Origin of the sequence: Paenibacillus montanisoli, assembly GCF_003268025.1 — a bacterium.
GTDB classification, from domain to species: Bacteria; Bacillota; Bacilli; order Paenibacillales; family Paenibacillaceae; genus Paenibacillus_Z; species Paenibacillus_Z montanisoli.
The window spans coordinates 167,747-192,382 of the sequence record NZ_QLUW01000001.1 but is presented as its reverse complement, the minus strand read 5'-3'; the positions used below and the strand labels follow the sequence as shown (position 1 = coordinate 192,382).

The 24,636-nt window shown below is 55.5% G+C and carries 23 protein-coding genes; 9 read left to right on the top strand and 14 right to left on the bottom strand.

What is annotated here, in order from left to right:
• Positions 1-59 precede the first annotated feature (59 nt).
• Both DL346_RS00895 and DL346_RS00890 read right to left on the bottom strand, forming a co-directional pair.
• The gene (locus DL346_RS00895; RefSeq protein ID WP_112880131.1) at positions 60-1,619 is read right to left on the bottom strand and encodes a stalk domain-containing protein; all 1,560 of its coding nucleotides are present in this window, start codon (positions 1,617-1,619) and stop codon (positions 60-62) included.
• A 103-nt stretch (positions 1,620-1,722) separates the two neighbouring features.
• Positions 1,723-2,604: a helix-turn-helix transcriptional regulator gene (locus DL346_RS00890; RefSeq protein WP_112880129.1), complete on the bottom strand. Its 882-nt coding sequence runs from the start codon at positions 2,602-2,604 to the stop codon at positions 1,723-1,725.
• 135 nt (positions 2,605-2,739) lie between these two features.
• Here DL346_RS00890 and DL346_RS00885 point away from each other — a divergent pair, with 135 nt between their 5' ends.
• The 3 genes from DL346_RS00885 to DL346_RS00875 all read left to right on the top strand — a co-directional run bounded on the left by DL346_RS00885 (position 2,740) and on the right by DL346_RS00875 (position 5,826).
• Positions 2,740-3,573 (top strand): phytanoyl-CoA dioxygenase family protein, encoded by an 834-nt coding sequence (locus DL346_RS00885; protein WP_112880127.1) that lies wholly within the window; start codon positions 2,740-2,742, stop codon positions 3,571-3,573.
• Between the two features lie 223 nt (positions 3,574-3,796).
• Positions 3,797-4,840 (top strand): RluA family pseudouridine synthase, encoded by a 1,044-nt coding sequence (locus DL346_RS00880; RefSeq protein ID WP_112880125.1) that lies wholly within the window; start codon positions 3,797-3,799, stop codon positions 4,838-4,840.
• A gap of 20 nt (positions 4,841-4,860) precedes the next feature.
• Positions 4,861-5,826: a helix-turn-helix transcriptional regulator gene (locus DL346_RS00875; protein ID WP_112880123.1), complete on the top strand. Its 966-nt coding sequence runs from the start codon at positions 4,861-4,863 to the stop codon at positions 5,824-5,826.
• Here the strand turns inward: DL346_RS00875 and DL346_RS00870 are convergent.
• Positions 5,823-6,506, bottom strand: coding sequence for an MBL fold metallo-hydrolase (locus DL346_RS00870; protein ID WP_112880121.1), 684 nt, complete (start codon positions 6,504-6,506; stop codon positions 5,823-5,825). The genes DL346_RS00875 and DL346_RS00870 overlap by 4 nt on opposite strands.
• Before the next feature lie 720 nt (positions 6,507-7,226).
• Between DL346_RS00870 and DL346_RS00865 the strand changes: the two genes are divergently transcribed.
• Both DL346_RS00865 and DL346_RS00860 read left to right on the top strand, forming a co-directional pair.
• Entirely contained in the window at positions 7,227-7,835 is a 609-nt protein-coding gene (locus tag DL346_RS00865; RefSeq protein WP_112881711.1) for a DUF2087 domain-containing protein, read from the top strand.
• Between the two features lie 40 nt (positions 7,836-7,875).
• Positions 7,876-8,229: an antibiotic biosynthesis monooxygenase family protein gene (locus DL346_RS00860; RefSeq protein ID WP_112880120.1), complete on the top strand. Its 354-nt coding sequence runs from the start codon at positions 7,876-7,878 to the stop codon at positions 8,227-8,229.
• Between the two features lie 76 nt (positions 8,230-8,305).
• On the opposite strand, the gene DL346_RS00855 is transcribed toward DL346_RS00860, so the two are convergent.
• From DL346_RS00855 to DL346_RS00845, 3 genes are all read right to left on the bottom strand, one after another.
• Positions 8,306-9,805, bottom strand: coding sequence for an IMP dehydrogenase (locus tag DL346_RS00855; protein WP_112880118.1), 1,500 nt, complete (start codon positions 9,803-9,805; stop codon positions 8,306-8,308).
• A 97-nt stretch (positions 9,806-9,902) separates the two neighbouring features.
• Positions 9,903-11,324 carry a S41 family peptidase gene (locus tag DL346_RS00850; protein ID WP_112880116.1) on the bottom strand — a complete coding sequence of 474 codons (1,422 nt, stop codon included), beginning with the start codon at positions 11,322-11,324 and terminating at the stop codon, positions 9,903-9,905.
• A gap of 129 nt (positions 11,325-11,453) precedes the next feature.
• Entirely contained in the window at positions 11,454-12,392 is a 939-nt protein-coding gene (locus DL346_RS00845; protein WP_112880114.1) for an aldo/keto reductase, read from the bottom strand.
• Between the two features lie 121 nt (positions 12,393-12,513).
• Here DL346_RS00845 and DL346_RS28735 point away from each other — a divergent pair, with 121 nt between their 5' ends.
• Together DL346_RS28735 and DL346_RS00835 are read left to right on the top strand one after the other, a co-directional pair.
• Positions 12,514-13,359, top strand: a complete 846-nt coding sequence (locus DL346_RS28735) for a helix-turn-helix transcriptional regulator (RefSeq protein ID WP_165822322.1) — start codon at positions 12,514-12,516, stop codon at positions 13,357-13,359.
• Positions 13,360-13,453: 94 nt separating this feature from the next.
• Complete coding sequence (locus tag DL346_RS00835; protein ID WP_112880112.1) at positions 13,454-14,254, top strand: Cof-type HAD-IIB family hydrolase; 801 nt, start codon at positions 13,454-13,456, stop codon at positions 14,252-14,254.
• Positions 14,255-14,320: 66 nt separating this feature from the next.
• Here the strand turns inward: DL346_RS00835 and DL346_RS00830 are convergent, their stop codons facing one another.
• Entirely contained in the window at positions 14,321-14,968 is a 648-nt protein-coding gene (locus tag DL346_RS00830) for an HAD family hydrolase (RefSeq protein ID WP_112880111.1), read from the bottom strand.
• A gap of 88 nt (positions 14,969-15,056) precedes the next feature.
• A complete protein-coding gene (locus DL346_RS00825; RefSeq protein ID WP_112880110.1) occupies positions 15,057-16,136 on the bottom strand; it encodes a YeiH family protein in 1,080 nt (359 codons plus the stop codon).
• A gap of 224 nt (positions 16,137-16,360) precedes the next feature.
• On the opposite strand from DL346_RS00825, the gene DL346_RS00820 reads away from it, so the two are divergent.
• Positions 16,361-17,464, top strand: coding sequence for a PdaC/SigV domain-containing protein (locus DL346_RS00820; RefSeq protein WP_165822321.1), 1,104 nt, complete (start codon positions 16,361-16,363; stop codon positions 17,462-17,464).
• Positions 17,465-17,518: 54 nt separating this feature from the next.
• On the opposite strand, the gene DL346_RS00815 is transcribed toward DL346_RS00820, so the two are convergent.
• The 6 genes from DL346_RS00815 to DL346_RS00790 form a co-directional block, all read right to left on the bottom strand.
• Positions 17,519-18,601, bottom strand: a complete 1,083-nt coding sequence (locus DL346_RS00815) for a sulfate ABC transporter substrate-binding protein (protein WP_420849494.1) — start codon at positions 18,599-18,601, stop codon at positions 17,519-17,521.
• A gap of 34 nt (positions 18,602-18,635) precedes the next feature.
• Entirely contained in the window at positions 18,636-19,700 is a 1,065-nt protein-coding gene (locus DL346_RS00810; protein WP_112880108.1) for a sulfate/molybdate ABC transporter ATP-binding protein, read from the bottom strand.
• Between the two features lie 3 nt (positions 19,701-19,703).
• A complete protein-coding gene (locus DL346_RS00805) occupies positions 19,704-20,501 on the bottom strand; it encodes a sulfate ABC transporter permease subunit (protein ID WP_112880107.1) in 798 nt (265 codons plus the stop codon).
• Positions 20,498-21,313 (bottom strand): sulfate ABC transporter permease subunit CysT, encoded by an 816-nt coding sequence (cysT, locus tag DL346_RS00800; protein ID WP_112880106.1) that lies wholly within the window; start codon positions 21,311-21,313, stop codon positions 20,498-20,500. The genes DL346_RS00805 and cysT overlap by 4 nt, the downstream gene beginning before the upstream one ends.
• A gap of 208 nt (positions 21,314-21,521) precedes the next feature.
• Positions 21,522-22,154, bottom strand: a complete 633-nt coding sequence (locus DL346_RS00795) for a YigZ family protein (RefSeq protein WP_112880104.1) — start codon at positions 22,152-22,154, stop codon at positions 21,522-21,524.
• Between the two features lie 11 nt (positions 22,155-22,165).
• Positions 22,166-23,515 carry a glucose-6-phosphate isomerase gene (locus tag DL346_RS00790; protein ID WP_112880102.1) on the bottom strand — a complete coding sequence of 450 codons (1,350 nt, stop codon included), beginning with the start codon at positions 23,513-23,515 and terminating at the stop codon, positions 22,166-22,168.
• A gap of 156 nt (positions 23,516-23,671) precedes the next feature.
• Between DL346_RS00790 and DL346_RS00785 the strand changes: the two genes are divergently transcribed.
• Positions 23,672-24,595: an NAD(P)-dependent oxidoreductase gene (locus DL346_RS00785; protein ID WP_112880100.1), complete on the top strand. Its 924-nt coding sequence runs from the start codon at positions 23,672-23,674 to the stop codon at positions 24,593-24,595.
• Positions 24,596-24,636: the final 41 nt, after the last annotated feature.

The following is a 24,636-nucleotide window of genomic DNA, read 5'->3' as shown; positions in this document are numbered from 1 at the left end:
CAATTCCGCCGAGCTCCGCAAAGGCCGCTCTCTATGTGCTGCATATTCGCCTGACCCGGTTACGCCCGGACGCTCACGAACACTTTGTCTTTGCCTTGATACGAGATGACCGGGAAGCGCACGCGCCACTTGCCGTTTCCGGCCGACGTCACTTCACCCGGCGCGAAGCCGCGCGGCTCAAAGCTGAACTCCTGATCATAGTAAACCGTCAGTTGAATCGTATCGTCCGGCAGCATGCGGCGCAGCTCATAGCCGGTGTTCAGCGCCCACATGCGCATGTGTTCGCTCGACTCGTGCCCGGAGACCATGTAGAAGGTCGGATCGATCTGCGCGCTGATGACAAGCCAGCCTTGCGCATCCCGCGTTATATCGATTTGGCCAAGCAAAGTAGTGCCGGCCAAGGTTTCGATTTCGGAGAACTCATCCTCGAAGAGCTCCTTGATCGTCTCCAAGGATTCGCCCTTCAACGTATCCGGAAGGCGGTTTGGCAGAAATTCGATCTTCTTCGGCGGCGACTCTTCCAAATCATATTTCAACATTAATATATTCGTAGAGGAAACGGCAAAATTCAAATCAGCTTGCGTGGACTCGATCCCCGCGGCCGTAATGCCGATCAGCTCGCCGTAATCGTTGAACAGGCCTCCGCCGGAGCTGCCGTGGTCGATTGGGGCGCTGATTTGATAATACTGGGCGCCGTCGTAGGTAATGTTGCTGATGACGCCGTCCGAAATCGTATTTTGGAAGCCTAGGGGGCTGCCGATCGCAACGACATGGTCGCCTTTCTCCGCCCCGACTCCGATCTCGACTGGAGCAATATTCAAAGGCGTCTTCGTCTTCACGATCGCTAGATCATGCTGCTCGTTATAACCGACGATGCCTTGAAGTTCGATCTCTTTGCCGCTAAGCAGCAGTGCCTTGCCCTCGGCCGCATCGGCAATGACATGGTAGTTGGTCAGAATTTCGTCTTTCCCGATCACAACGCCGCTGCCCTGCGCAGTGTCCGTCATAATCATGACGACTTTGCCGTCGTTCTTAGCCACGATCTGCGAAGTGGTCAGAACCTGCGGTTTCTTCGCCTGCTCAGCCTTCTCTTCGGCTTCCTGCCGCTTCTTCAGCAGCGCTTCGGCGGATGTGATCGCGATCGTGCCCTTGGTTGGGTTGAATTGCACATCTGCGCCAAGCGCTTCCGCTATGAAGCGAAGCGGAACCATGGTCGCGCCTTTCAATTGCTGAGGCGCAGCAGTTAGCGCGATAGCTTTGCCGTTCTTGACCGCTTTCTTACTGCCAAGCTGCAGTGTAATCGTCGTGCGCCCTTTGACGGCAATGATCGTTTTCGTCGCCGGCTCCCACGTCACGCTTGCTTTCAGCGCGGTAAAGATCGCCCGCATCGGGACGAAAGTTGTCCCCTTCAACGCAGTCGGCGACGGGCTCAGCGAAAGCTTCTTGCCGTCAATTACAACGGAGGTCGCGCCGGCCTGCGAATTAGCTGCATACGTTTGAGTTGGCGCCGAAGCGGCCTCAGCCGTTGATGTTCCATGGATGGACAGCGGTGCGAGGACAAGCCCTGCGGATAGGACGGATAAGAGCACTTTCTTCTTTATGCCTGGAATAAAACTCACGCTTGTTCCTCCAATTTTCCCTGAATCTTACATCCGTCTATCGTATCATCGGTCCTCTATTTTGTCTATGAATAATCGTTTGCTAGATACTAGAAAAACAGGTCTACCGCTGCTTGAATTCCGTCGGCGTAAGCCCGGTTTCCTCTTTGAAATTCCGGGAGAAATAATGCACGCTCGCATAGCCAAGCCGCTCGGCGATAACCTCCATCTTCTCCCCGCTTAACAAATAAAACTTGGCCTTGCGGATCCGCTCGGAAATGAGATACTGCTTCGGGCTCTCGCCCGTGCATTTGCGGAACAACGACGAGAAGTAGATGACATGATAGCCGCATAAAGCGGCCAGCTCCGCGACGCTCCAGTTCTTCTCCGGCTCTTTGCTGATCGCGAGGAGCGCCGGATCGATCTTGCGCTGGTCATCCGATTTCGGCTGCCTTGTGAGCTGGTTCCGGGCGATTGCGGCCAGCAGCTCCGTCATCAGAGCCCTCATGACGATCGTATAACCGGGCTGGCCGTTCAAGTACTCTTTGACAATGCGCGTCAGGATCGGTTCAAGCCCCGGAATCGTAAAATACGGCGGCAGCTCCAGCTCTTCCGGGCCGGCAATGGCAAGCTTGTAGCTGCTGCGGACGCTGCTCGACAGCTCTTCCTCACTGCGGTTCTCGATTCCAAAAGCCGGATGCACGGGCGCGAGCGAAGGGCTGCTGTACAGAAAATGAATGCCGATAAACATGCCTTCACTGCGCATCGTCAGCTTATGCGGACAATGGGGTCCGTAGAGCGCGCAGTCTCCCGGGCTCAGCACGAAGCGTTCTTTGCCGATCTGAACCACCGCTTCGCCGGATTGAATATAGAAGAGCTGGTAGTCCGGAATGGCGCGGGGGCCCCATACCATCTGCGCTTCCGCGGCGGCATGGCTGGCGAAGTTTACGGTTGGCAGCAGGTTTTCGATCGCTCCGAGCGAAATCGGTTGCGGCGGCGCGGGCATGTCGGTTCAGCTCCTCTTTTGGCGCTTACAATGTTTGAAAAGTGCAAAGCCCTGTTCGGTATATGTAAATACACCGCTTTCAAACTGCGCTATGCTTAGTTCATGCAATCAACGATTCAGGGAGGAATGCTTCTTATGTTAAGTCAAGCACAAATCGCGGAATTTGAAAACAACGGGTTTCTGAAGGGCGGCGTCGTGCTAAGCGACGACGAGGTAGAAGAGCTTCGCGAGGAATTGGATAAAGTGATGAACGGCGAATCGGTAAAGAAGCCGGTGCTGAACCGCAATTTGCTGGAGTCGGACTCCCCATACGACAATATGAAAATGATTGCGAGCGAGAAGGTCGTGCAGATCGTCAATATTTGGCTCGCGAGCGACCGGTTTCTGCAGCATGCGGCTCATCCCGTCATTTGCGAGGAGATTGCGCAGCTCACGCACAGCAACTCGCTGCGGATTTGGCATGACCAAATTCAATATAAGCCGCCGATAACCGGCGGTCCTACCGCTTGGCATCAAGACCATCCGCTCTGGCCGATCATTCAGCCTTCGGACCTGGTGAGCGCATGGGTGGCGCTCGACGATGCCGTCATCGAGAACGGCTGCATGTGGATGGTGCCCGGCAGTCATAAATGGGGCAATCATCAGCGCTACCTCTCCAGCACGAAGGAATTTAAGCCGTTCCATAAGCGGCCGGAGATGCTGCCGAACAATGCCGTCGTCGAAGCGGTGCCGTTCGAAATCAAGAAAGGCCAAGTGGGTTATCACCACTGCCTCACCTGGCACGGCAGCCCGCACAACCGTTCCGAAATGAAACGCCGCGCCATCGCGGTCCACTACATGCCCGGCCATACGCGCTATGAGCCGATCGGCGAGCATGTCATGCTCTCGTATGTCAACGTCCAGCCCGGCGAACTTCTCGTCGGCGATCATTTCCCGGAAGTATACCGGAAGCATGGTGTACAGGTGTAAAAGATTTGGAGCCGAGTCGCGCAAACGGTTTGCGCGCTCGGCTTTTTTTTGTTCGCGTGCAATGGAGCCTCGTGTGGAGATTGGTTGAGCTGAGTGCACGTTTTCGTGCTCTCTGCTGCTTTTTCCGGTTACCTTACCGCTGAACTTCCACATTTGTATGACCGCCATACTTTCGGTATAGTAAAATGAACGTACAATTTTGATCTAGGAGCGTAATAGATAGATGAATCACAAGCACCGCGCCAAATCGAATAAATCAAAGCCGGCTGCCGGCGGTCGGCAGATCGGCGCGCATCGCAGCGCAAGCCCGCGCGGCAGCGCCGGCGCCGTCCAACCATCTGCGCCGCGGCGCACCGCGCAATCGAAGCAAGCTTCCCCGGCTCCCAGCCGCAGCTACCAAGTGAAGGAAAGCGCAGAGCTGCTTGCCTTCTTGCTCTCAGAGGTGAAAGGCGAAGGCCGCAACGCGATCAAGTCGATGCTAAGCCGCGGACAAATCGCCGTAAACGGCACGCCGCAGAAAGTGCACAACTACTTGCTGCAGCCCGGGCAAACGGTCACCGTGTCCAAGGAGCGCATCGTAGAGTCGCCGCCGCTTATCGGGCTTACTATCCTGCACGAGGATAACGACCTGATCGTCGTGGAGAAGGAGTCCGGTCTGCTGTCAATCGCCTCCGAGCAGGAGTCGGAACTAACCGCGTACCGGCAGCTGACCGCTCACGTCAGGGCAGCCAACCCGAGCAACCGGATCTTCGTCGTCCACCGGCTGGACCGCGACACCTCCGGCGTCATGATGTTCGCCAAGAGCGAGCAGGTGCAGCAGCAGCTTCAATCGACCTGGCAGGAATCCGTGACGGATCGCACCTATATCGCGCTCGTCGAGGGGATGGTCAAGAGAACGGAGGGTACCATCTCGTCCTATCTCAAAGAAAGCAAGACGTTGAAAATGTATTCGACTACCAATCCTACCGATGCCCAACATGCCGTAACACACTACAAAGTGCTGCAGAGCAACCGAAACTACTCGCTGCTCGAGGTATCGCTGGAAACGGGCCGCAAAAACCAAATTCGCGTCCATATGGAGGATATCGGACACCCGATCGTCGGCGACAAAAAATATGGCTCCAAATCGAAAGCGCTGAACCGGCTCGGCCTTCATGCCCGGCTCCTCGCTTTCCAGCATCCGGCAACCGGCGAGCCGATGCGCTTCGAAACCGGTATTCCGAAGCCTTTCCTCGCGCCGTTCAAAGAAGGCTTCCAACCCAAGTAACCAAGGAGGCAGCCCAGCCTATGTCAAAAGCAGACAACATGCTGGCCATTCTGTGGCTGCTCAAAGCAAACAGGCGAATGACCGCCAAACAGCTGGCCGATTCGCTGGAGATGCACATCCGTACCGTTTACCGTTACATCGATGCGCTCTGCGCCAGCGGCGTCCCGATCGTGGCCGACTCCGGCCATAACGGCGGCTACAGCCTGCTCGAGCATTTCAAGGAATCTCCGCTCTTCTTCGATCTCGAAGAACAGAAGGCGCTCATCCAAGCCGCGCATTTCGCGCAAGAAGCCGGTTACCCCTACGGCGACGTGCTTCAGCAAGCCGTTACAAAATTAAAGCGCTACACCAATGAGGAGCAGCGCAGCGAAATCGAGCGGCATATGGTCGGATTCGAGGTCGTCAATCCGTCTATGCCACAAGCGAATGTCGAAGGTTATTTAAAGCAGCTCGAGCAGGCAGTCGCCGGGTTCAGGACGCAGCGTATGGTCTATCAGAAGGGCTTCGGCCAGGAAGCGCAGGAACGCGATATCGACCCGTTCGGCCTGGTGCATTGGCGCGGCAAATGGTACATCATCGCATACTGCCATCTCCGCCAGTCGACGCGCAGCTTCCGCGTCGATCGAATCACTTCGCTTTCCGAAACAAACGCCCAGTTTGAGCGCCCGGCAGATTTCTCCGCCCGCAACTTTCTCCTGCAGAACCTCAAGCGGCCAAACACCGGCGATGAGCCGCTTACGACCGTCGTGCTCCAAGGCAGCTTGCCGGTGATAAACGCGCTATGCGATATGTGGCTGTTCAACGATACGCTGACGGAACGCACGGCAGATTCCGCCACCTTCATGATGGAGGCGTATTTGCTTGAAACCTACGTCCCCCATCACCTGCTCAGCTTCGGCACCCGCATTCTAGTGGCGGAGCCGGCGCGCCTTCGCGAACGGCTAGTCGAATTAGCCGCCGAGCTGATGCGGCACCATCGGCGCTAGTTGGCCCTTGACGCAGCAGCTTGGTACGCATCCAGCTGCGCTGCCGGCTCCAGCACCGGACCGCCATGACAAATCTCCAGCCGCGCCGGCCGCAGCTTTCGTACAATTTCGCTGCTGCGGACAGCTTCGTCCATATCCGCCGTAAACATCGGCATCGGCCTGCGCAACCGTCCTTTTGAAGACGTAAACATATCCCCCGCAAGCAGCACGCCGTCCTGCTCGTGGTAATAGGCGACATGCCCCGGCGAATGGCCGGGCGTATGATAAACGGACAAGCTGCCGATTGCCGCGAGACCGCCGCCGCCATCCTCGTTTGTTTTCAAAGGCTTCGCAAGCCCGGGCCGCACCGTCTGCCCGGCCTTCTTCCGCCGAGGATAGGGCTCCCTCCCCTCCATGTAGGGGAATTCGATTTCATGCGCATAAACATCAGCATCGGGATACTTGGCAAGCAGTCCCGCGATGGCGCCGACATGATCGGAATGCCCGTGCGTCAGCACGATCCGCTTTAGCGGCCCCGCCTGCAGCTTCCCGATAAAGCGCAAAATGCCTTTGGTCATCGCCGGAATACCGGCATCCACAAGCGTTACGCCATCCTTTTCCTTCACGACCCACACGCGAAACGGGATGATCATCCACGACCGCAAGCTCCAAATATGCTCTGAAATCCGTTCGATCTTCATCGGTCAACACTCCTCATTCCGTAGCTTATAACCATTGGTTACTAACCGTTGGTTATAATATATGCCGCCGTCTCCTTCCTGTCAATACAATTTCTGCCCGCCTTTATATGCCGAATCAAATTACGACAAGATTCGATATTTGAAGTTATTGTAAAGGAGCGTGAGCAAACAGGAGATAATGGTTAAAATTTTCGCTCCCGTGTCATTATTTTGATTTTTCTGAATATTTACATAATAGGCGAATTGCCTGTACACTTAAGTCAGATCAAACAAGCAGCTCGCCCCCCCCAAGCCGAGAGGTTCGGAAATCTGAACGAAGCTGGTTGATCGGCAGGGTCCACTTTCTTAGAAAGGGGATAGTCCATTGAAGAAGGTTAGCGAAGTATGTCCCCCAGTGATTCGGGAAAGGAGTTATCCGGTTTAGTTGTTTTCGGGGCATACGGGAAATCGTCCAAGATGCTGTCGGTACGGTCGGAAGTTCAATCTGAAAAAAAATAACGTGAGCAGCAACGGATCGTTGTTTGTGAAGTAGATTGGAGTGCAGGTTACAATTGAATAGGAAGTCTAGGTATCGATAGGGATTTCGGTTGTCACAGACAAGCGGAATCCCTATTATTTTTGCGCCAGATTTGGTTCATGCGATTGACACATCCATCCAATTCGATTATCATCTAATTAGATAATCATCGAATATTAATGGAAGGCAGGCCAAGGCTCATGATGCAGCTTGATAAAATCGTTAATTATCATAAAGCGCTCGCGGATCCAACCCGCATCCGCATGCTGATTTTGCTCGCCGAGGGGGAGATGACCGGGCAGCTGCTGGCGGAGAAGCTATGCCTCTCCCCCGCTACCATTACGCATCACGCCGCCAAGCTGCGGACCGTCAGCTTGATTCGCGAACGGCGCGACAAGAACGCCATCTTCTTCTCGCTGGATCATTATTTTCTCAAACAATATGAGAGCTCGCTGCAATCGCTGCTGGCCCGGCCTGCAACGACAGAAACGAAGGAGCTGGAACCGATGGATGAGAAGAACGACCGATTGAAGCAGTCCGTGCTGCGAAATTTCTTCACGGCCGAAGGCAAGCTGAAGCATATCCCGGCTCAGCTGAAGAAGAAACGAATCGTATTGCAGCACCTTGCCGAGAAGCTCGAGGAAGGCAGAAGCTATACCGAGAAAGAACTCAATGCCTTCATAAAGCAATTCCACGAGGACTTTGCCACCATTCGCCGCGAGTTCATCATGCATGCTTATTTGTACCGCGAGCAGGAAGTGTATGAGCGAAATCCGCGCGAAATGTGGGAGCGCTGGGAAACGTTATCGTAAGCTCAGCACACACATCGTTCAATAAGGAGGATCTCTGCCCATGAGCACCAATACAAATGAAAGCCATGAACCGACCGGCCTAGCCAAAACACCCGAGCCGCCCTATTACGCCGTCATTTTCACATCGAAGCGCACAGCCGGCGACAACGGCTACGGCGATATGGCTGAAAGCATGGTGATGCTCGCTTCCGAGCAGCCCGGCTTCCTTGGCGTCGAGAGCGCGCGCGGCAGCGACGGCGTAGGCATTACCGTTTCTTACTGGGCTTCGCTCGAAGCGATCCGGAATTGGAAAGCCAATCCGCTGCACATTGCAGCGCAGAACAAAGGCCGGTCAGATTGGTATGAAAACTACGGCGTGCGAATCAGCAAGGTGGAACGCGATTATTTTTTCTAAAACGGCAAAAAAGGGCCGCCCAGCGACTCCTTCCACGCAAACAAGCGTTAGGAGTTCTGCCAGGCAGCCCTATTTTTTATTCTCCGGTAATGCTGTTTTCCTTCAGAATGACGTCATGTGCGCCGCCCTCGATAATGCTGGTCGCCGAAACCAGCGTAATGCGCGCATTGCGCTGCAGCTCCGCGATTGATAGCGAACCGCAGTTGCACATCGTCGATTTGATTTTGTGAAGCGTCTTGTTCAAGTTTTCCTGCAGGCTTCCCGCATAAGGCACGTAGGAATCTACGCCCTCCTCGAACATAAGCCCCGCTTTGCCTCCGGTATCGTAACGCTCCCAGTTGCGCGCGCGGTTAGAGCCTTCGCCCCAGAACTCTTTCACGAAATTGTTGCCGACCTTCAGTTTACGCGTCGGGCTCTCGTCGAACCGGGCAAAATAGCGGCCCATCATGACGAAGTCCGCGCCCATCGCAAGCGCTAGCGTAATATGATAATCGTGCACGATGCCGCCGTCGGAGCAAATCGGAACATAGATGCCCGTCCGTTCGTAGTATTCATCTCGCGCAGCAGCTACTTCGATCAGTGCCGAAGCTTGTCCGCGCCCGATCCCTTTCTGCTCCCGCGTAATGCAGATCGAGCCGCCGCCGATGCCGATTTTAATGAAATCCGCGCCTGCTTCCACAAGATAGAGGAACCCTTCGCGGTCGACGACGTTGCCCGCGCCGATCTTCACGTCGAAGTTCGATTTAACGTATTCAATCGTGTCTTTCTGCCATTCCGAATAGCCGTCCGAGGAGTCGATGACCAGCACGTCAACGCCTGCCTCAACAAGAGCCGGAACGCGCTGCTCATAATCCTTCGTGTTGATCCCGGCGCCAACGATGTAGCTTTTGTTCGCGTCGAGCAGCTCGTGCGGATTTTCCTTATGCTCGTCGTAGTCCTTCCGGAACACAAGCGTATCCAAGTTGCCTTGGTCGTCAACGACCGGGAGACAGTTCAGCTTGTGATTCCAGATGAGATCGTTCGCCTCGGAAAGCGTAATGCCGGATTTGCCGTAAACCAGCTTCTCGAACGGCGTCATAAAATCGCTGACCGACTTGGATTGCGAATCCCTGCTGATCCGGTAATCGCGGCCGGTCACTATGCCGAGCAGCTTGCCGTTCGGCGATCCGTCACTGGTAATCGCGACCGTGGAGTGGCCTGTCCGCTCTTTCAGCTCCAGCACGTCCTTGAGCGTATGGCTTGGCGTCAAGTTCGAGCGGCTCACGACGAAGCCGGCTTTGTAGCTCTTCGCCTTGCGCACCATTTCCGCTTGCCCTTCCACGGACTGCGAGCCGAAGATGAACGAAATGCCGCCGGCACGCGCGAGCGCGACAGCCATGCGGTCATCGGAGACCGCCTGCATAACGGCGGAGGAGAACGGAATGTTAAGCGCGTATGCCGGCTTATCGCCTTTCTTATACTTGACGATCGGGGTCTTAAGCGAAACGTTCGAAGGGTTGCATTCCTTCGTCGTCAAATTCGGCACCAGCAGAAATTCGCTGAAGGTGCGGGATGGTTCCATGTAATAATGAGCCAAAAAACGTCGCCTCCTGGTGTAAAATTCCGGATAAATTTTAACAATCATATCACAGCGGTTAAAAACGCGCAATGGAAGCTTTCTTCGCGATTTCCAGCTACTTGGCCGCCCGCAGCAGCGATACGGCTTTGATCCGCTGCGGGTCCTCCGCATCGAATTTATCGGACAGCTTTACCATAATCCGGTACGCCGTCTTGTCGTTCATGACGCCCGTAACCGGCAGCGCTTCGCCGTGCTGGAAGGCGCGGACGGCCGCCGCCGTATCCGCATCGTAGATGCCAGTTCCCGCTCCGACATTATAGCCAAGCACCTGCAGCATCTTCTGCACCGTCTGCACTTTCTCGCCGTAGTCGCCGATTTGCAGCTTCAAGCCCGGCGCAAGCCGCGGCAGCTCCGCATAGCTTGGCGCAGAAACGACATAGCTCGGCTCGATCCCTTTCTTGTGGATCCATTGGCCGTCCGGCGAACGCCACTGCGCTTCCGTCAGCTTCAGTACGGAGCCGTCCTTCAGCTGCCGGAAGTTCTGCACGATGCCTTTGCCGAACGTCTTCTCGCCGACGACTTTCGCGCCGGCCGTCGCTTTAAGCGCGGCCGTCAACACTTCGGCGGAGCTTGCCGTATGCGCATCCACCAGAATCGCGACCGGCAGCTTCCACGGCTCTTTTTGGCTCGATTTATGCGTAATGACGCGCGACTCGCCTTTATATACGACTTGTACGATCGTCTCGCCCTTCGGAACGAAACGGTTCGCGATCGTGATCGTCGGCTCCAGCAAGCCGCCAGGGTTGCTGCGCAAATCCAGAAGCAGCGATTTCATGCCCTTCTTCTGCAATCCTGAGAGCGCCGCGTTAAATTCATCCGCCGTCTTCTCCGCGAACCGGCTGATGGTGATTTCGCCGATGCCGCCGTCCAGCATTTTGAAGGAAACCGTATGGACAGGCACCGCGCCGCGCACGACGGAAATGGCGATCGGTTTGCTGGAGCCTTCGCGCCGGACCGTCAGCTTGGCCGTCGTTCCTTCCTTGCCTTGTACGAGTTCCTTCAGCTTCTCAAGGTCGAGCCCTCTGGTCGATGTGCCGTCAACCGTGACGAACATGTCGCCCGCCTTAAGGCCGGCCTTCTCCGACGGCGCCCCTTTAATCAGCTTATCGATGATAAACTCGCTGTCCTCCTCGCGAATTTCAACGCCGATCCCGACAAAATGGTCCTCGTATGAGCTGATGTACTGCTCGCCGCGATCGCCGGCCAAATACACGGAATAAGGGTCACCCAGCGAGCTGACCATCCCTTCCGCGGCCCCGTCGACAAGCGCCTTCGAATCCGCGCCATCCAAATAGCGGCTCATGATTTCTTTATACGCGAAAGATAAATTGCGGAAAGCCGGTTCTTTCATAATCGGATATTGAAACAGCATACTGAAACGTCCGCCGGCAAATCCGACCGCGACCGCCACGAGAATCACGGCAGCCATCTTCACGCGCCGCCGCTGCTTGACCGCTTTCTCTCCATGCAAATTCATGCAAACACCTCTTCCAAAATGAACCTGTAACCCACTCTATCGCATTCGGGCAACCGCCGCAAGTTCATTCCCGCGTAAATAAAAAAGGCGTCCGGGTAGAGACCGAACGCCTTTCGTGAGATGTAATTCCTATAGTGCGATGGTCTCCGTCTGGAGATTCAGCCACGCGCGTTCCGCATCCGAGAGGATGACGGGCAGCGCAACAAGACTATCCTGCAGCTCAGACGGCCGCTGCGGCCCGATGATGGCGGCGACAGGGAACGGCTGGTTCAGCACATAGGCCAGCGCGATATGATTGGCGGTTACGCCATATTTCTCTCCCAGTATTGTCGCTCTGCGCTTGCGCTCCCAGTTCTCTTCGCTGTAATTGACGCGCACCATTTCTTTATCCTCGCGGTTCTCCGGGGAATAGCGGTCCGTGAAGAACCCGCCGGATTGCGACGACCAGGAGAGAATCGGCAGCTGCGATTTCTCATGCCAAGCCTCGTCTTCCGCCGACGTCGAGACGCAGCCTGCCCAACGCGCTTCGTTCGGTCTTGCCAGCGCCAAATTCGGGCTGCTGCAGGCGAAGCCCGTCAAGCCATTCTTCGCCGCGTAAGCGTTCGCTTCCTGAATCCGCGCCACGCTCCAGTTGGATGCGCCGATCGCGAGGCAGCGGCCAGCGGCTATTTGGTCATTCAACCCTTCCAAAATATAGCCGACATGGACGTTCGGATCATCGCGATGGAGCATGTAGATATCCATATAGTCGGTCATGAGCCGTTCCAGCGATTCCGCCAAATCGCTCTGGATGCACGTTTTCGTCATCCGCGACTGCTCGTAGGGATGCGCTCCTTTGCCGATAATGACGATATCGCTGCGGTTGCCGCGCGCCTCCATCCACAGCCCGATCGCACGCGCGGAGCTTTCGCCGTAAATATGTCCGGTATCGATCGCGTTTCCTCCAGCGGCGGCGAAGGCGTCCAGCAGTCCGCCGGAATAGTCCATGCGGTCCTTGTCCAGCATCATGGAGCCTTGTATAAGCTGGGACACGCCCTGCTCTATGCCTGCAATGGCAATTCGTTTCATTGGTTGCTGCACTCCTTCTTATCGTTATATTGCTCATTATAGTAAAGGATTTTGCTTTCAAAAATCGAAATATATTGCATTGGCTACAACGATATTGATTCCATCCATAAGGAGATTACCGATGGCCCAGCTGCAGCATTTGACGCTTCCGCTTCTTCGGAAGGACCGATTCTATTGCTTTCCCGAGTCCGCGGGCTATTATCAGCATCACCATGGCCACGATGTGAGGCGCGCCGCGGGCATGCTTCAGGCCTTCAATCTGCATCTCGTCACAGCAGGCACCGGCTACATCGAGATAGAGCAGCAACGCTATGAGCTTCAGGCCGGAGATGCCTTTCTTTATTTCCCGGGCGATAAACAGGTCTATTACGCCGATAAGGAGCAGCCATGGGATATTAAATGGATGCATTTTTACGGAAGCGGCGTCCTCGCCGATTTGACCGAGCGCGGCTTCCACCGCTCGACCGGCTGGCGGGTAAGATCGGCCTCCGTGCTGGAAAGTCTGATCGATGAGCTGCTGCTGGAGATGGACCGGCACAAAATGCTTCATCCCAGCCGCGTCTCCATGCTTATGTACGGCATCATCGCCGAATTCATCGAGCAAGCCGAGCCAATCTCCGCGCCTAATGCCGGCGCGCCCGCCATCGAGCGCATGCTGAAGCTGCTGCCGGAGATGCAGGCCGCCGCTGCCGAGCCGTTCGACCTTAACGAGTGGGCGGCACGCGCGGGAACGAACCGGTTTGCTTTTTGCCGGTGGTTTCGGCGCGCCGCTGGCCAGACGCCGCTTGAGTTTGTGACGATGTGCCGCATCCAGCGCGCGAAGCAGCTGCTCATCGAGCGTCAGGAGCTGAGCGTGAATGAAATCGCGCGATTGTCCGGCTATGTGCATCCAAGTTATTTCAACAAGCGATTTCAAGAAAGCGAGAATATGACGCCGACCGCTTACCGCCAGCAATTTTCCATGTAAATGTATTGCAAGTTGCTTGTTCCCACCCCCGATTTCCGCTACAATCAATGAAAATGCGCACGCAATAGAGAGACAAAGGAGCAGGAGAGAACTTATGTATAAATTGATCGCCATTGATATTGACGACACCTTGCTGACGGATGAGTGTACGGTAACGCCGGGAACGAAGGAGGCGCTCACCGCGGCGATAGAGCAAGGCGTGTTCGTCACGCTGGCCACCGGCCGCATGTTCCCGTCCGCGAAGAAGATTGCCGACCAAATCGACTTGAACGTTCCGATCATTACGTACCAGGGCTCCAGCGTCAAAACGCTGCTCGACGAGCAAGTACTTTACGAACGCTACGTTCCGCAGGATGCGGCGGAGCTGCTCATGAACTACTGCGAGGAAAATAACATCCATCTGCAGCTGTATACCGACGACATCATTTATGTCAGAGAAGATAACCAGCATGCGCGAGACTACTCGAAGCTGGCGAATCTGCCGTTCGTCGTGGAGCCGGATTTCAAATCGCTGATCAAGCGTCCAACCGCCAAAATGCTCATGATCGATGAGCCTGCGCGCTTGGATGAAGTAGCTGCCGAGCTTAGAACGCTCATTGGCGCTAACACGCATATTACGAAGTCGAAGCCTCACTTCCTTGAAGTGACGCATAAAGAAGGCACGAAGGGCCATGCCATCTCCTTTATGGCAAAGCATATCGGCTGCACCATGGAAGAAGTGATCGCCATTGGCGATTCCTGGAACGACCACGAAATGATCGAGGTGGCCGGCCTTGGCGTAGCGATGGGCAATGCGGTCCCGAAGCTGAAGGACATCGCCCAATACGTGACGAAGACGAACAATGATGAAGGCGTACGCCATGTCATCGAGAAATTTGTGCTCGAGACGGTCTAAACCTCAGCGAAACAAAAGAGCTGCCCGATTTACGGTCCTGTTAGACCGTCGCGGCGCAGCTCTTTTTTATGGCTTCTCAAGCAGCTCCAGAAACTCGCGAACGCCGGTAAAGATACCGTCCGGAGGCGTCTCGAACGTGGCGCTCTGATAAGTGGACAGCCATTGAACGCCGTAAGTGCGAAGACCGGCCGCCTTCCCCGCCTTGATGTCGGCGTTGCTGTCGCCTAGAAACACGGCCTCTTCCTTGCTGGTCTGAAGCAGCTCCAGCGCCTTCCATATCCCTTCCGGATTCGGCTTAGGCCGCTCCACGTCATCGCCGGTTATCGCGACATCCCAAAAAACGGACAGCTGCAGGGCTGCCGACGAAATCTCGAATGCTTTTCTGCTCTTGCCGGTGACGACGCCGATCTTCATGCCTCGCGATTTTATGGCATGGAGCAGATCCGTTATCTCCTTATTCTGCCGCTGCGCCTCGAAGTGCCCGTTTTCATAGATTTCGTAATAATCTTGCACGGCTTGCGCGCGAGCTTCGGTATTCCGCAGATTCCGCGCAATGATGTCATCCTCGGTCGGACCGAACATGGCGACAATTTCTTCTTCCGATACGCTGCGGTTATCGTAACGGAGAAAAATCGCTTTGAACGCTTTGAACGATAGAGGCAGCGTATCTGCGAGCGTACCGTCAAAATCAAACAGCACCGTTCGTATTGGCATGATCACAATCGCTCTCCTTTTCTGCGATATCACTCACAGTCAGTATACCAGCCGATACCGTGACCGTCTTCCAGAATTTGCACGCCAACTAGACGGTAAAATATACGCCCGCCGCGAGCAATACCGATGCGATCAGCATCGCCGCAAGCGGCTTCGCGACCGCATTGCCGCTGCCGCGCAAATCGACGCCCAGCCCCAGCGCGACCATCGCCATCGTGAGCAGAAACGTCGTCACGGTCGTTATTCCGTTCATTGCGGCAGGCGCCGCATGCAGGAACGATTGCCCGGCCGCGCTGCTGCCGAGCGCGCTCATCGCGGCGAAGCCAAGCAGAAACCATGGAAGCTGCAGCTTTTTCGCACTATTGCTGCTGCGATCCGGCTCCCCGCCGGTTGCGGCTGTCCGCCGAGTGAAACGATGCTGCACCAGAATCAGCACGAGACTCAGCGGAACCAGAAGGAATACGCGGCCCAGCTTCGCGAGCAGCGCCGCAGCCAGCGCATCATCTCCAGCGGGGGCAGCCGCCAGCGCGACATGCGCGATTTCATGCAGGCTCGTCCCGGACCAGACGCCATATTGCAGCTCTGTCAGAGAAAGCACGGGCCGAAGCAATGTGTATCCAATCGCGAACAGCGTGCCCACGAGCGCGATCAGCCCGACGCTGACGGCCGTGTTCTCTTCCTTGCTGCGGAGGATCGGCGACACGGCCGCGATGGCCGCGGCGCCGCAAATCGCGGTGCCGATGCCGAGCAGCAGAGACAGCTTCAGGTCCGCCTTCATCCATTTGGCCAGCAGCAAGGTGCAGCCGAGGGCGAATAAGGCGGCAGCGAAGTCGCGCACAAGCAGCGACGGTCCGTCGTGAAACACTTGCAGCACATTGAGTTTTAGCCCGTACAGGATGATCGCAAGCCGAAGCAGCGTTTTGCCGGAAAACGCGATCCCCGCGCGCAGCGCTTGCGGGTATCCCCAAATATGCCGATAGATGACCGCGAGCAGAATGGCGCAAGCCATCTGCCCTGCAAAATGAAGCCCCGGCAGCTGCGCCAAGCCATAACCTGCTGCCGCCAGCAAAAATGTAAATCCGATTCCGCCCGCCAGGCCTTCGCCGGCAGGCTTTAGCACCGGCGCATAGGGTGCAAGCGGCTTGATCGTTGTTTGTTGTATCGCCATAGCAGTCCGCCACCTTCAACCTTTTCATGGTTTTTATTATACGTGGCAAATAGATCATAAGAGAAATCAATCATAATGATGAAATGGATAAAGGAATATTATGTTCCAGAAGGGGCTGCGTGCAGTGTACCTAATGCCCATCGTTACCGATTTGTTACGATTATCGACGGCTATCCCCCTATACTAAAGCCTGTAGCGTAGCCCACAATATGGAGGGATCCTTCATGTATAGAAGAAAACAGCGGATGAAACGGATCACCGCGGCCGGAGCCGCTTGCATGCTATTGCTCTCGCTCTCAGCGCCTCTGGCCCATGCGGACGGAAATACCCAAATCTTCCCGATAAGCGCCGAAGTACAGCAGGCAAGCAGTGTGCAGGTAACCACAAAGACCATCAGCGAGAAAACCGACGTGTTCGAAGGCGTGCTCCATATCCCCGTCATTAGCGGACTTCAAGACGCGGCCTACCAGGCCACGCTGAATGCGAACATCGCTAGACGGGCAGCCAATGAGCTTGAAGCACTGAAAAAACAAGCGGAGGCCGATGCTGCTTCTGCGGAAGGCGTCTATGAATTCCGGCCTTATTCGATGGAGCTTGATTACAAGCTGATCGGTGACGGCAGCGCGAAGAACGGCAATGTGCTTTCGTTCAAGGTCATGACCTGGTTCTATACGGGAGGCGCACACGGCAGCACTCGCGTGGAGGCTTACAATGTCCGCAATGAGGCAAAAGCATCGGCGATTAAGCTAAAGGAGCTGTTCGGCGCGGGATATAAGAGCGTCATCAATAAGGCGGTTCAAGCGGAAATCACCGCGCATGAAGAGTTGTATTTTCCGGATGCCTTCAAATCGATTGCGGACAATCAGCCTTTCTATCTCAAGGACGGCAAAGCCGTTATCATTTTCCAAGAGTATGAAATCGCGCCTTACGCAGTCGGATTGCCTGAAATTGCGGTCGCCCTTCCATCGAAAACGGCCCCGGTACCGGGAAAACTCGCCAGCTTCTCCATCATCGTTAACGGTACAACGTTAACAGGCGTTAAACTTTATGTAGGCCGCGACGGCATTGCCATGGCGCCGCTTCGCCAAGTTTCGGCCAAACTGGGTTACGGGCTGGAGTGGAAAGACGGTCAGGTTGGCCTTCATAAAGGGACGCAGCGCATCACCCTGCAGACGGGCAAGGACACATATAGCGCTGACAAAGAATCGCTTAGCCTCGGCGCAGCTCCCGTCGTCAAATACAATACGCTGTATGTGCCGCTGTCCTTTTTCTCCAAGGTGTTAAAAGCAACGGTCACCTACTCAAAGGATTCGGTCCTCATTCAATAATAAAAAAGCTCCCTATACCAGGGAGCTTTTACTATGCCTATGAACCATTAACCGCTAAAGACCGGCCAGCACTTGGTACCATACGCCTTTCGGCGAGTACAGCAGCTTGCGCACTTCCGCCCAGCCGCCAAGATAGCTGATGTCGAACAAGTCCTCCGGCGTCTTAAAGTCGGCTTTGAACTCTTCCATGACCTTCTCGTTCACCGGACGGAAGCCGTTCTCGGCAAATATCCGCTGCGCTTCCTCGCTGAACAAGTAAGCAAGCAGCGCCTCCGCCGCCTTGCGCGTGCCGTGCTTGTCGACATTGACATCGACGATCGCAGCCGGATTCTCAATGAGGATCGTCGACTTCGGTGTGACAATCTCATACTTCACGCCTTTCTTGATCCGCGCCAGCAGCTCGTTCTCGTACGTGACGATGACGTCGCCGACGCCATATTCGAAGGCCGCCATCGATGCGCGTCCGCTCTTGTCCAGCGACTCCACGTTCTCGTGAATGCGCTCAAGGAACGCTTTGGCGTAGGCCGGGTCCTTCTTGCCCGTCTTCGCCTCCGACTCCTTGAGCCCTGCTCCGTACATCGCGTTAATGTCCCACTGCGCGCCTCCGGAGGTCTTCGGATTCGGATACAGCACCTTGATGCCTTCGCGGGTAAGATCTGACCAATCGCGAATGCCCTTCGGATTCCCTTCCCTTGTACCCATAACCGCGATCGAGCGCGTAATCATGCCGCCGCTGCCAACCTTGCGCCAGTCGCTCGTGATGAAGCCCGCCTTCTCAATCTTTTCGATATCGCTCTCCATGGCCAGCGCCGCAATATCCGCCTCGAAGCCGCCTGCGATTGCCCTCGCTTGGGTGCCGGACGCTTCATACGATTCTTGAAACACGATCGTCTGTCCCGTCTCCGCCTTCCACTTCGACGCGAACTTCGGCAACAGGATATCGAAAGCGTCCTTCGCTACGGAATAGGCGCCGATAACCAGCGTAAGTTCGCCTTTAGCGGCAGCTGCAGGCCGATCGCCTCCGTTTTCTCCCGTACCGGAATTGCCGCCATTACCGCAAGCGGAAGTGATAAGCAGCGCGGATGCCATGATCGCCGCCGCGGCGACACGCCAGCCTTTAGATAGGATCGATTTCATATATGCACACAACGCTTTCTATTAGGCAAGTTAGTTAAATATGCATCGGCATCGGATCAACTTTCAGCTTGTTCTCCATAATCCACGTGTCGTTGTCATTGAACAGGTACGCGCGGTGAATGAGAACGCTGATGTCTTCGCCCGGCTGCAGCACATCCTTCTCCAGCGACCGGTACGTAATGAGCTTGATATCGCCGACGACAACCTCCACCATCCACTCGCTGCCGCGGAAATGCAGATGCTTTACTTTGCCCGGCACCGTTGCGGATGCAAGCCGAAACTCGTGTCGCTTGCCGATTTCGATATATTCCGGGCGGATGAGCGCTTTCGTTCCCGGCCAGCTCTTCGCTTCCTCGAAGCCCTTCAACTGCTCCACCTGATCCACGATCGTCGATTCGCCGATAAAGCTGGCCACGAATTGTGTTTGCGGGCTCTTATAAATATCCCAAGGCGTCCCTTTCTGCTCTAGGCGGCCTTTGTTGATGATCATAATTTCGTCCGCCACTTCGATCGCTTCATCCTGGTCATGCGTCACGAAGATCGAGGTAATGCCAAGACGTTCGATCATGTCTTTCAGCCATGTCCGAAGCTCGGTACGGATCTTCGCGTCGATCGCCGCGAACGGCTCATCCAGGAGGAGCAGCTGCGGCTCCGGAGCAAGCGCCCTGGCGAAAGCGACGCGCTGCCTTTGACCGCCGGAGAGCTGATGCGGGTACCGGTGCTCGAAGCCTTTTAACCCGGTCAGTTCAACCAGCGACATGACGCGCTCGCGGATGACATCCTTTGCGACCTTCTTCACCTTCAAGCCGAAAGCGACGTTATCAAACACGGTCATATGCTTGAACAGCGCATAGTTCTGAAACACGAAGCCGATGCCGCGCTCCTGCGGCGGCAGGTCGTTAACCCGCTTGCCGTGGAAAATAATATCGCCGGACGATGGCGTCTCCAGCCCCGCCAGCATGCGGAGGATCGACGTTTTGCCGCCGCCGCTCGGACCAAGCAAGCCGATCAGCTGGCCCTTGCCGATTTCGAAGCTTACGTCGCGCACCGCATGAAAATCACCAAACTGTTTATTTAAACCGCGCACCTCGATATGCATCGTTTAATGCACTTCCTTTCTCTTCTTCGCCCATTCCATGAGCAGCAGCAAGCCCACGGAGAAGGCCGCCAGCACCAGCGCTACGCTGCTTGCCGCGATTACGTTGAAATTCTCGACATCCTGATAAACGAGCGTTGTCGCCGTTTGCGTCTTATTCATAATATTGCCTGAAACGACCAATACCGCGCCGAATTCCCCGAGCGATCTTGCGACGGTCAAGACGACCCCGTAAATGACGCCCCAGCGGATGGACGGCCACGTGACTTTCCAGAAGGTGTACCAGGAGTAAGCGCCAAGCGTCGAAGCCGCTTCTTCCTGCTGAGAGCCGATTTCCTGCAGTACCGGCATCACCTCGCGCACCATAAGAGGGAATGTTACGAATAGCGTGGCCAGAATCATTCCAGGCAGAGCATACACCACTTTAAAGCCGACATCTTCAAAGAACGTGCCGATGACCGAGTTCGGACCAAGAATCAGGACGATCATGAGACCGCCGATGACCGGCGAAACCGCGAACGGCAGGTCGACGATGCTGTTCATCAGCCCTTTGACCCGGTTGCTAAGCCAAGTGCCCCGTACCAAATAAAGCGCGAGCATGACGCCGAAGAGCGTGTTCAGCAGCGTCACGACCACGACGATAATGCCCGTCATCATCAGCGCATGCAGCGATTGCTTGCGCGTCAGCGCCTCGATAAAGCCGCTCCAGCCGTCTCCCCAGGAGCCGGTAAAAATTTTCACGAGCGGTGCAATCAATAGAATCAGAAATACAACGTAGGTCAGCGTGATCCAAAGTCTTCTCATTTGCCATGCCTCCTCGATTGGACGAGGTTGACAGCCCACAGAATGAGAAACGACAGCGTCAGCAGCAGTACGGAAACGGCCGCGGCGCCTTGCGCGTTATCACTTTCAATCTCTCCGAAAATATAAACAGAAGCGATTAGCGTTTTCCCCGGAATGTTGCCCGCTACCAGTACGACGGCGCCGAATTCGGCAAGCGCGCGGGAGAAGGCCAGCATGGCCCCGCTCAGAATGCCTGGCAGCATCGAGGGGAAAATCACTTGGAAGAAGGTTCTCGCCTTCGATGCGCCGAGCGTGTACGAAGCTTCTTCTTCCGATTTGTCCAGCTCTTCCAGCAGCGGCTGTACGCCGCGAATGACGAACGGGAACGTTACGAACACCATCGCCACGATAATGGCGGGTTCATGAAAAACGATTTCAAAGCCCAGCTTCTCGGCGAGACCGCCGGCAAAGCTGTTCGGGCCGAGCAGCAGCAGGATCATCAAGCCGCCGACAGCGGTCGGCAGCGCGAAAGGCAAGTCTACCAAGCTATTTAAAAGTCTTCGCCCCGGAAACCGGTAGCGGATTAAGACCCATCCGATCATGGTCCCCAGCACCACGTTAACGAGCGCCGCGATTACAGACAGTTTGACGGTTAACAGTACGGCCTTCCAGGCCAGCGGATCCGTAACGCTCTCCCAGAAAGGCGTCCAGCCGAGCGTGAAAGACTGCGAATAGATTCCGATAATAGGCAAGACTATAAGCAAGATGAAATAGAGCATTATGGTGCTGCGGAAGCCAAAGCTCCACAACCGGTTGCGCAAGATGATATTCAAGCTGTCTTACCTCCTGACACTTTCCTTGAGGAATCGTTTCGTTGGAGCGGAATTTGTTAATTCCCATCAAACTACTTGGTATTAAATGTAGCAGACAGCAGCATGTCACGTCAATCCTAATATTTGCGCTTTTCTCTCATTTATGACGGGCTTCGATACAAAAAAAGCTCCCCTGCAACTGAAATTGCGGGGAGCTTCTATAAAGGTATTATTCGCCCTCGATATAATACTTCTCTTCGCCTAGCGTTAGCTTGGCCTGGCCTTGCGTCACATCGGTGATCCAAGCGCTGAAGCGCTCCGCCTCCGCCGCTTCCGGCAGGCAGGTGATGACGACGCGGTCCGTAAATTCGGTCCCGCCGATTCTGACGTTCCGGGCATGGAACTCATTTTCAAGCTTGCCGTACCATGTGTAGTCGACATCGACGATCACTTCGCGATGCAGGACGTTCGCGATCGGCTCCGCCGCTTCAATGGCCGCAACCGCGCCATCGGTATACGCGCGGATCAGCCCGCCGGCGCCGAGCATAATGCCGCCAAAATAACGGGTAACGACGATAACGACGTTCTTGAGCCCCTGATGCTTGATGACTTCAAGAATCGGCTTCCCGGCCGTGCCGCTCGGCTCTCCGTCATCCGACTGCTTCTGGCACTCGTCCCGCTCGCCGATGACGTAGGCGGAGCAATTGTGGGACGCGTTCCAATGCAGCTTCTTCAGCTCCTCGATGAACGCGATCGCTTCCGCTTCCGTCGATACCGGCTTGCCGTAGCCGATGAAGCGCGACTTCTTGATGACGATCTCCTTGCTGGCCTGCTGGCGCAGCGTCTTGTACCTTGGCAGCATGTCGCCGGGGCTTACAGGCGAGCTTCCAGCTCAGCCTTCTCTTTCTCGTAGCCCGGTTTGCCAAGCAGCGCGAACATATTCTTCTTGTACGCCTCTACGCCTGGTTGGTCGAACGGATTAACGCCCAGCATGTAGCCGCTGATGCCGCACGCGATTTCGAAGAAGTACACCAAGTAACCGAAGGTGTACGGCGTCATGTCCGCGATATTGACAACGAAGTTCGGCACCTGGCCGTCCGTATGCGCAAGCAGGGTGCCTTCAAACGCTTTTTTATTGACGAAATCCATCGTTTTGCCTGTGAGGAAGTTCAGCCCGTCCAGATCGCCCGCATCATGGCCGATCTTGATTTGCTCGGCAACGTTCTTTACTTGGATAACCGTTTCGAAAATGTTGCGGTTGCCTTCTTGAATAAATTGGCCCATCGAGTGAAGATCCGTGGAGAAATCCACCGCAGCCGGGAAAATCCCTTTAAAGTCTTTGCCTTCGCTCTCGCCGTACAGCTGCTTCCACCACTCCGATACGAAATGAAGCGCCGGCTCGTAGTTGACGAGAATTTCCGTTACTTTGCCCTTGCGGTAAAGCGCATTACGGGCCGCTGCGTATTGATAGGCCTCGTTCTCCGCCAATTCCGGGCTGCTGTACGCTTGCTGCGCGTCCGCGGCGCCCTTCATCATCTCTTCGATGCTAATGCCTGCGGCGGCAATCGGCAGCAAGCCTACCGCTGTCAGCACCGAATAGCGTCCGCCTACGTCGTCCGGAATAATGAAGGACTCGTAGCCTTCTTCCGTCGCCAGCTTCTTCAGAGCGCCCTTCGCGCGGTCCGTTGTCGCGTAGATGCGTTTGCGCGCTTCAGCTTTGCCGTATTTCGCCTCCAACGCTTCGCGGAAGACGCGGAACGCAATCGCAGGCTCGGTCGTCGTGCCGGATTTCGAGATGACGTTGATGGACCAGTCGCGGCCTTCAAGCAATTGAAGCAAATGCGTTACGTATGTGGAACTGATATTGTTGCCGGCGAACAGTACCTGCGGCGTATTGCGCTGTTCCTTCGGCAGCAGGTTGTAGAACGAATGCGATAGCATTTCGATTGCAGCGCGTGCACCTAGGTAGGAGCCGCCGATGCCGATAACTACCAGCACCTCGGAATCCGACTGAATTTTCGCAGCTGCTTTCTGAATGCGGGAGAACTCTTCTTTATCATAATTCGTCGGCAGTTCGATCCAACCAAGGTAATCAGAACCTGCGCCCGTACCTTCGCGCAGCTGATCATGCGCGGCGCGAACCTGCGACGCCAAATTGTCGATTTCGTGCTGGCCGATGAAAGCCAGTGCTTTGCTATAGTCAAACTGTACTGCTTTGCTCATTATTACGAACCTCCCACATATTATCCTGTTCACATTAGGATAAGGATAATGGATTTGCCATGTAAAAACAAGGGATTCGGACGGCCAATACTGCTGAGGTAAATTTTATGATAAGATAAAAACATACCTTATTCGGCTACAAGGAGATGACGAACCATGTTCAAAATCGGATTTATCGGGCTTGGCGTAATGGGCGAGCCAATGGCAGCGAACTTGCTGCGCAAAGGATATTCTGTTACCGTATTCAACCGCACACCGGGCAAAGCGGACAAGCTTCTTGAGCTAGGCGCAAATGCAGCCGCTTCGCCGGCGGCTGTCGCCCGTGCTTCGGAGTTAATCATTACGATGATCAGCAACGACGACTCGATCCGCGAAGTCTATTACGGCGACAACGGCCTGATTGGCGCGATCGCGCCTGGTACGATTGTAATCGACAGCAGCACGATTTCTCCGGCATTGGCTCGCCAGCTCCACGCGGACATATCGGCGAAATCCGGGGCCTTCCTCGATGCTCCCGTTACCGGAAGCAAGCCGGCTGCCGAAAGCGGCTCCCTCGTATTCATGGTAGGCGGCGATCTCGAGGTTATTCGTAAAGTACAAGACGTCTTGCATACCATGGGCCGCAAGGTCATTCCGATGGGCCCTGGCGGCAGCGGCTCCACCGCGAAGCTGGCTCATAACACGATCGTCGGCATCAACGTTGCCGCCCTGATCGAAGGGATGGCCATTGCCGCAAGCGGCGGAATCGACGCCAAGTCGTTTCTCGAGCTTGTCCAAGCTGGCGGCGCCGCCAGCAAAATGGCCGAGCTCAAAGCGCCTAAGCTGCTCGACCGCGATTTCAGCGTCCAATTCTCGCTAGCGCTTATGCTTAAGGACCTGCGCCTGGCCTCATCGCTATCCGATGAGCTCAAGACGCCTACGCCGATTCTCGAGGCGGTGAAGAGCTTGTATCAAGTCGGCGATGCGATGGGACTTGGCGAGCTTGATCTCTCCGCGCTTGCGCAAGGCTACGAGCAGTGGATCAATAAGCGCATCACGAACCACAGCAGCGTTGAAGATAGCGTTGCGGCCGTAGACTAACGGCTGCCCAAATAACCGCCGAATCATCAAAAAAGCTGCTC

What these genes read in the sequence shown, in the direction of transcription:
- DL346_RS00785 (WP_112880100.1), top strand. Translation starts at nt 23,672, where the DNA reads ATGTTCAAAATCGGATTTATCGGGCTTGGCGTAATGGGCGAGCCAATG.
- DL346_RS00790 (WP_112880102.1), bottom strand. Translation starts at nt 23,515, where the DNA reads ATGAGCAAAGCAGTACAGTTTGACTATAGCAAAGCACTGGCTTTCATC.
- DL346_RS00835 (WP_112880112.1), top strand. Translation starts at nt 13,454, where the DNA reads ATGTATAAATTGATCGCCATTGATATTGACGACACCTTGCTGACGGAT.
- DL346_RS00880 (WP_112880125.1), top strand. Translation starts at nt 3,797, where the DNA reads ATGAATCACAAGCACCGCGCCAAATCGAATAAATCAAAGCCGGCTGCC.
- DL346_RS00870 (WP_112880121.1), bottom strand. Translation starts at nt 6,506, where the DNA reads ATGAAGATCGAACGGATTTCAGAGCATATTTGGAGCTTGCGGTCGTGG.
- DL346_RS00875 (WP_112880123.1), top strand. Translation starts at nt 4,861, where the DNA reads ATGTCAAAAGCAGACAACATGCTGGCCATTCTGTGGCTGCTCAAAGCA.
- DL346_RS00830 (WP_112880111.1), bottom strand. Translation starts at nt 14,968, where the DNA reads ATGCCAATACGAACGGTGCTGTTTGATTTTGACGGTACGCTCGCAGAT.
- DL346_RS00845 (WP_112880114.1), bottom strand. Translation starts at nt 12,392, where the DNA reads ATGAAACGAATTGCCATTGCAGGCATAGAGCAGGGCGTGTCCCAGCTT.
- DL346_RS00825 (WP_112880110.1), bottom strand. Translation starts at nt 16,136, where the DNA reads ATGGCGATACAACAAACAACGATCAAGCCGCTTGCACCCTATGCGCCG.
- DL346_RS00815 (WP_420849494.1), bottom strand. Translation starts at nt 18,601, where the DNA reads ATGAAATCGATCCTATCTAAAGGCTGGCGTGTCGCCGCGGCGGCGATC.
- DL346_RS00890 (WP_112880129.1), bottom strand. Translation starts at nt 2,604, where the DNA reads ATGCCCGCGCCGCCGCAACCGATTTCGCTCGGAGCGATCGAAAACCTG.
- DL346_RS00810 (WP_112880108.1), bottom strand. Translation starts at nt 19,700, where the DNA reads ATGCATATCGAGGTGCGCGGTTTAAATAAACAGTTTGGTGATTTTCAT.
- DL346_RS00795 (WP_112880104.1), bottom strand. Translation starts at nt 22,154, where the DNA reads ATGCTGCCAAGGTACAAGACGCTGCGCCAGCAGGCCAGCAAGGAGATC.
- DL346_RS00865 (WP_112881711.1), top strand. Translation starts at nt 7,227, where the DNA reads ATGCAGCTTGATAAAATCGTTAATTATCATAAAGCGCTCGCGGATCCA.
- DL346_RS00805 (WP_112880107.1), bottom strand. Translation starts at nt 20,501, where the DNA reads ATGAGAAGACTTTGGATCACGCTGACCTACGTTGTATTTCTGATTCTA.
- DL346_RS00885 (WP_112880127.1), top strand. Translation starts at nt 2,740, where the DNA reads ATGTTAAGTCAAGCACAAATCGCGGAATTTGAAAACAACGGGTTTCTG.
- DL346_RS28735 (WP_165822322.1), top strand. Translation starts at nt 12,514, where the DNA reads ATGGCCCAGCTGCAGCATTTGACGCTTCCGCTTCTTCGGAAGGACCGA.
- DL346_RS00860 (WP_112880120.1), top strand. Translation starts at nt 7,876, where the DNA reads ATGAGCACCAATACAAATGAAAGCCATGAACCGACCGGCCTAGCCAAA.
- DL346_RS00820 (WP_165822321.1), top strand. Translation starts at nt 16,361, where the DNA reads ATGTATAGAAGAAAACAGCGGATGAAACGGATCACCGCGGCCGGAGCC.
- DL346_RS00850 (WP_112880116.1), bottom strand. Translation starts at nt 11,324, where the DNA reads ATGAATTTGCATGGAGAGAAAGCGGTCAAGCAGCGGCGGCGCGTGAAG.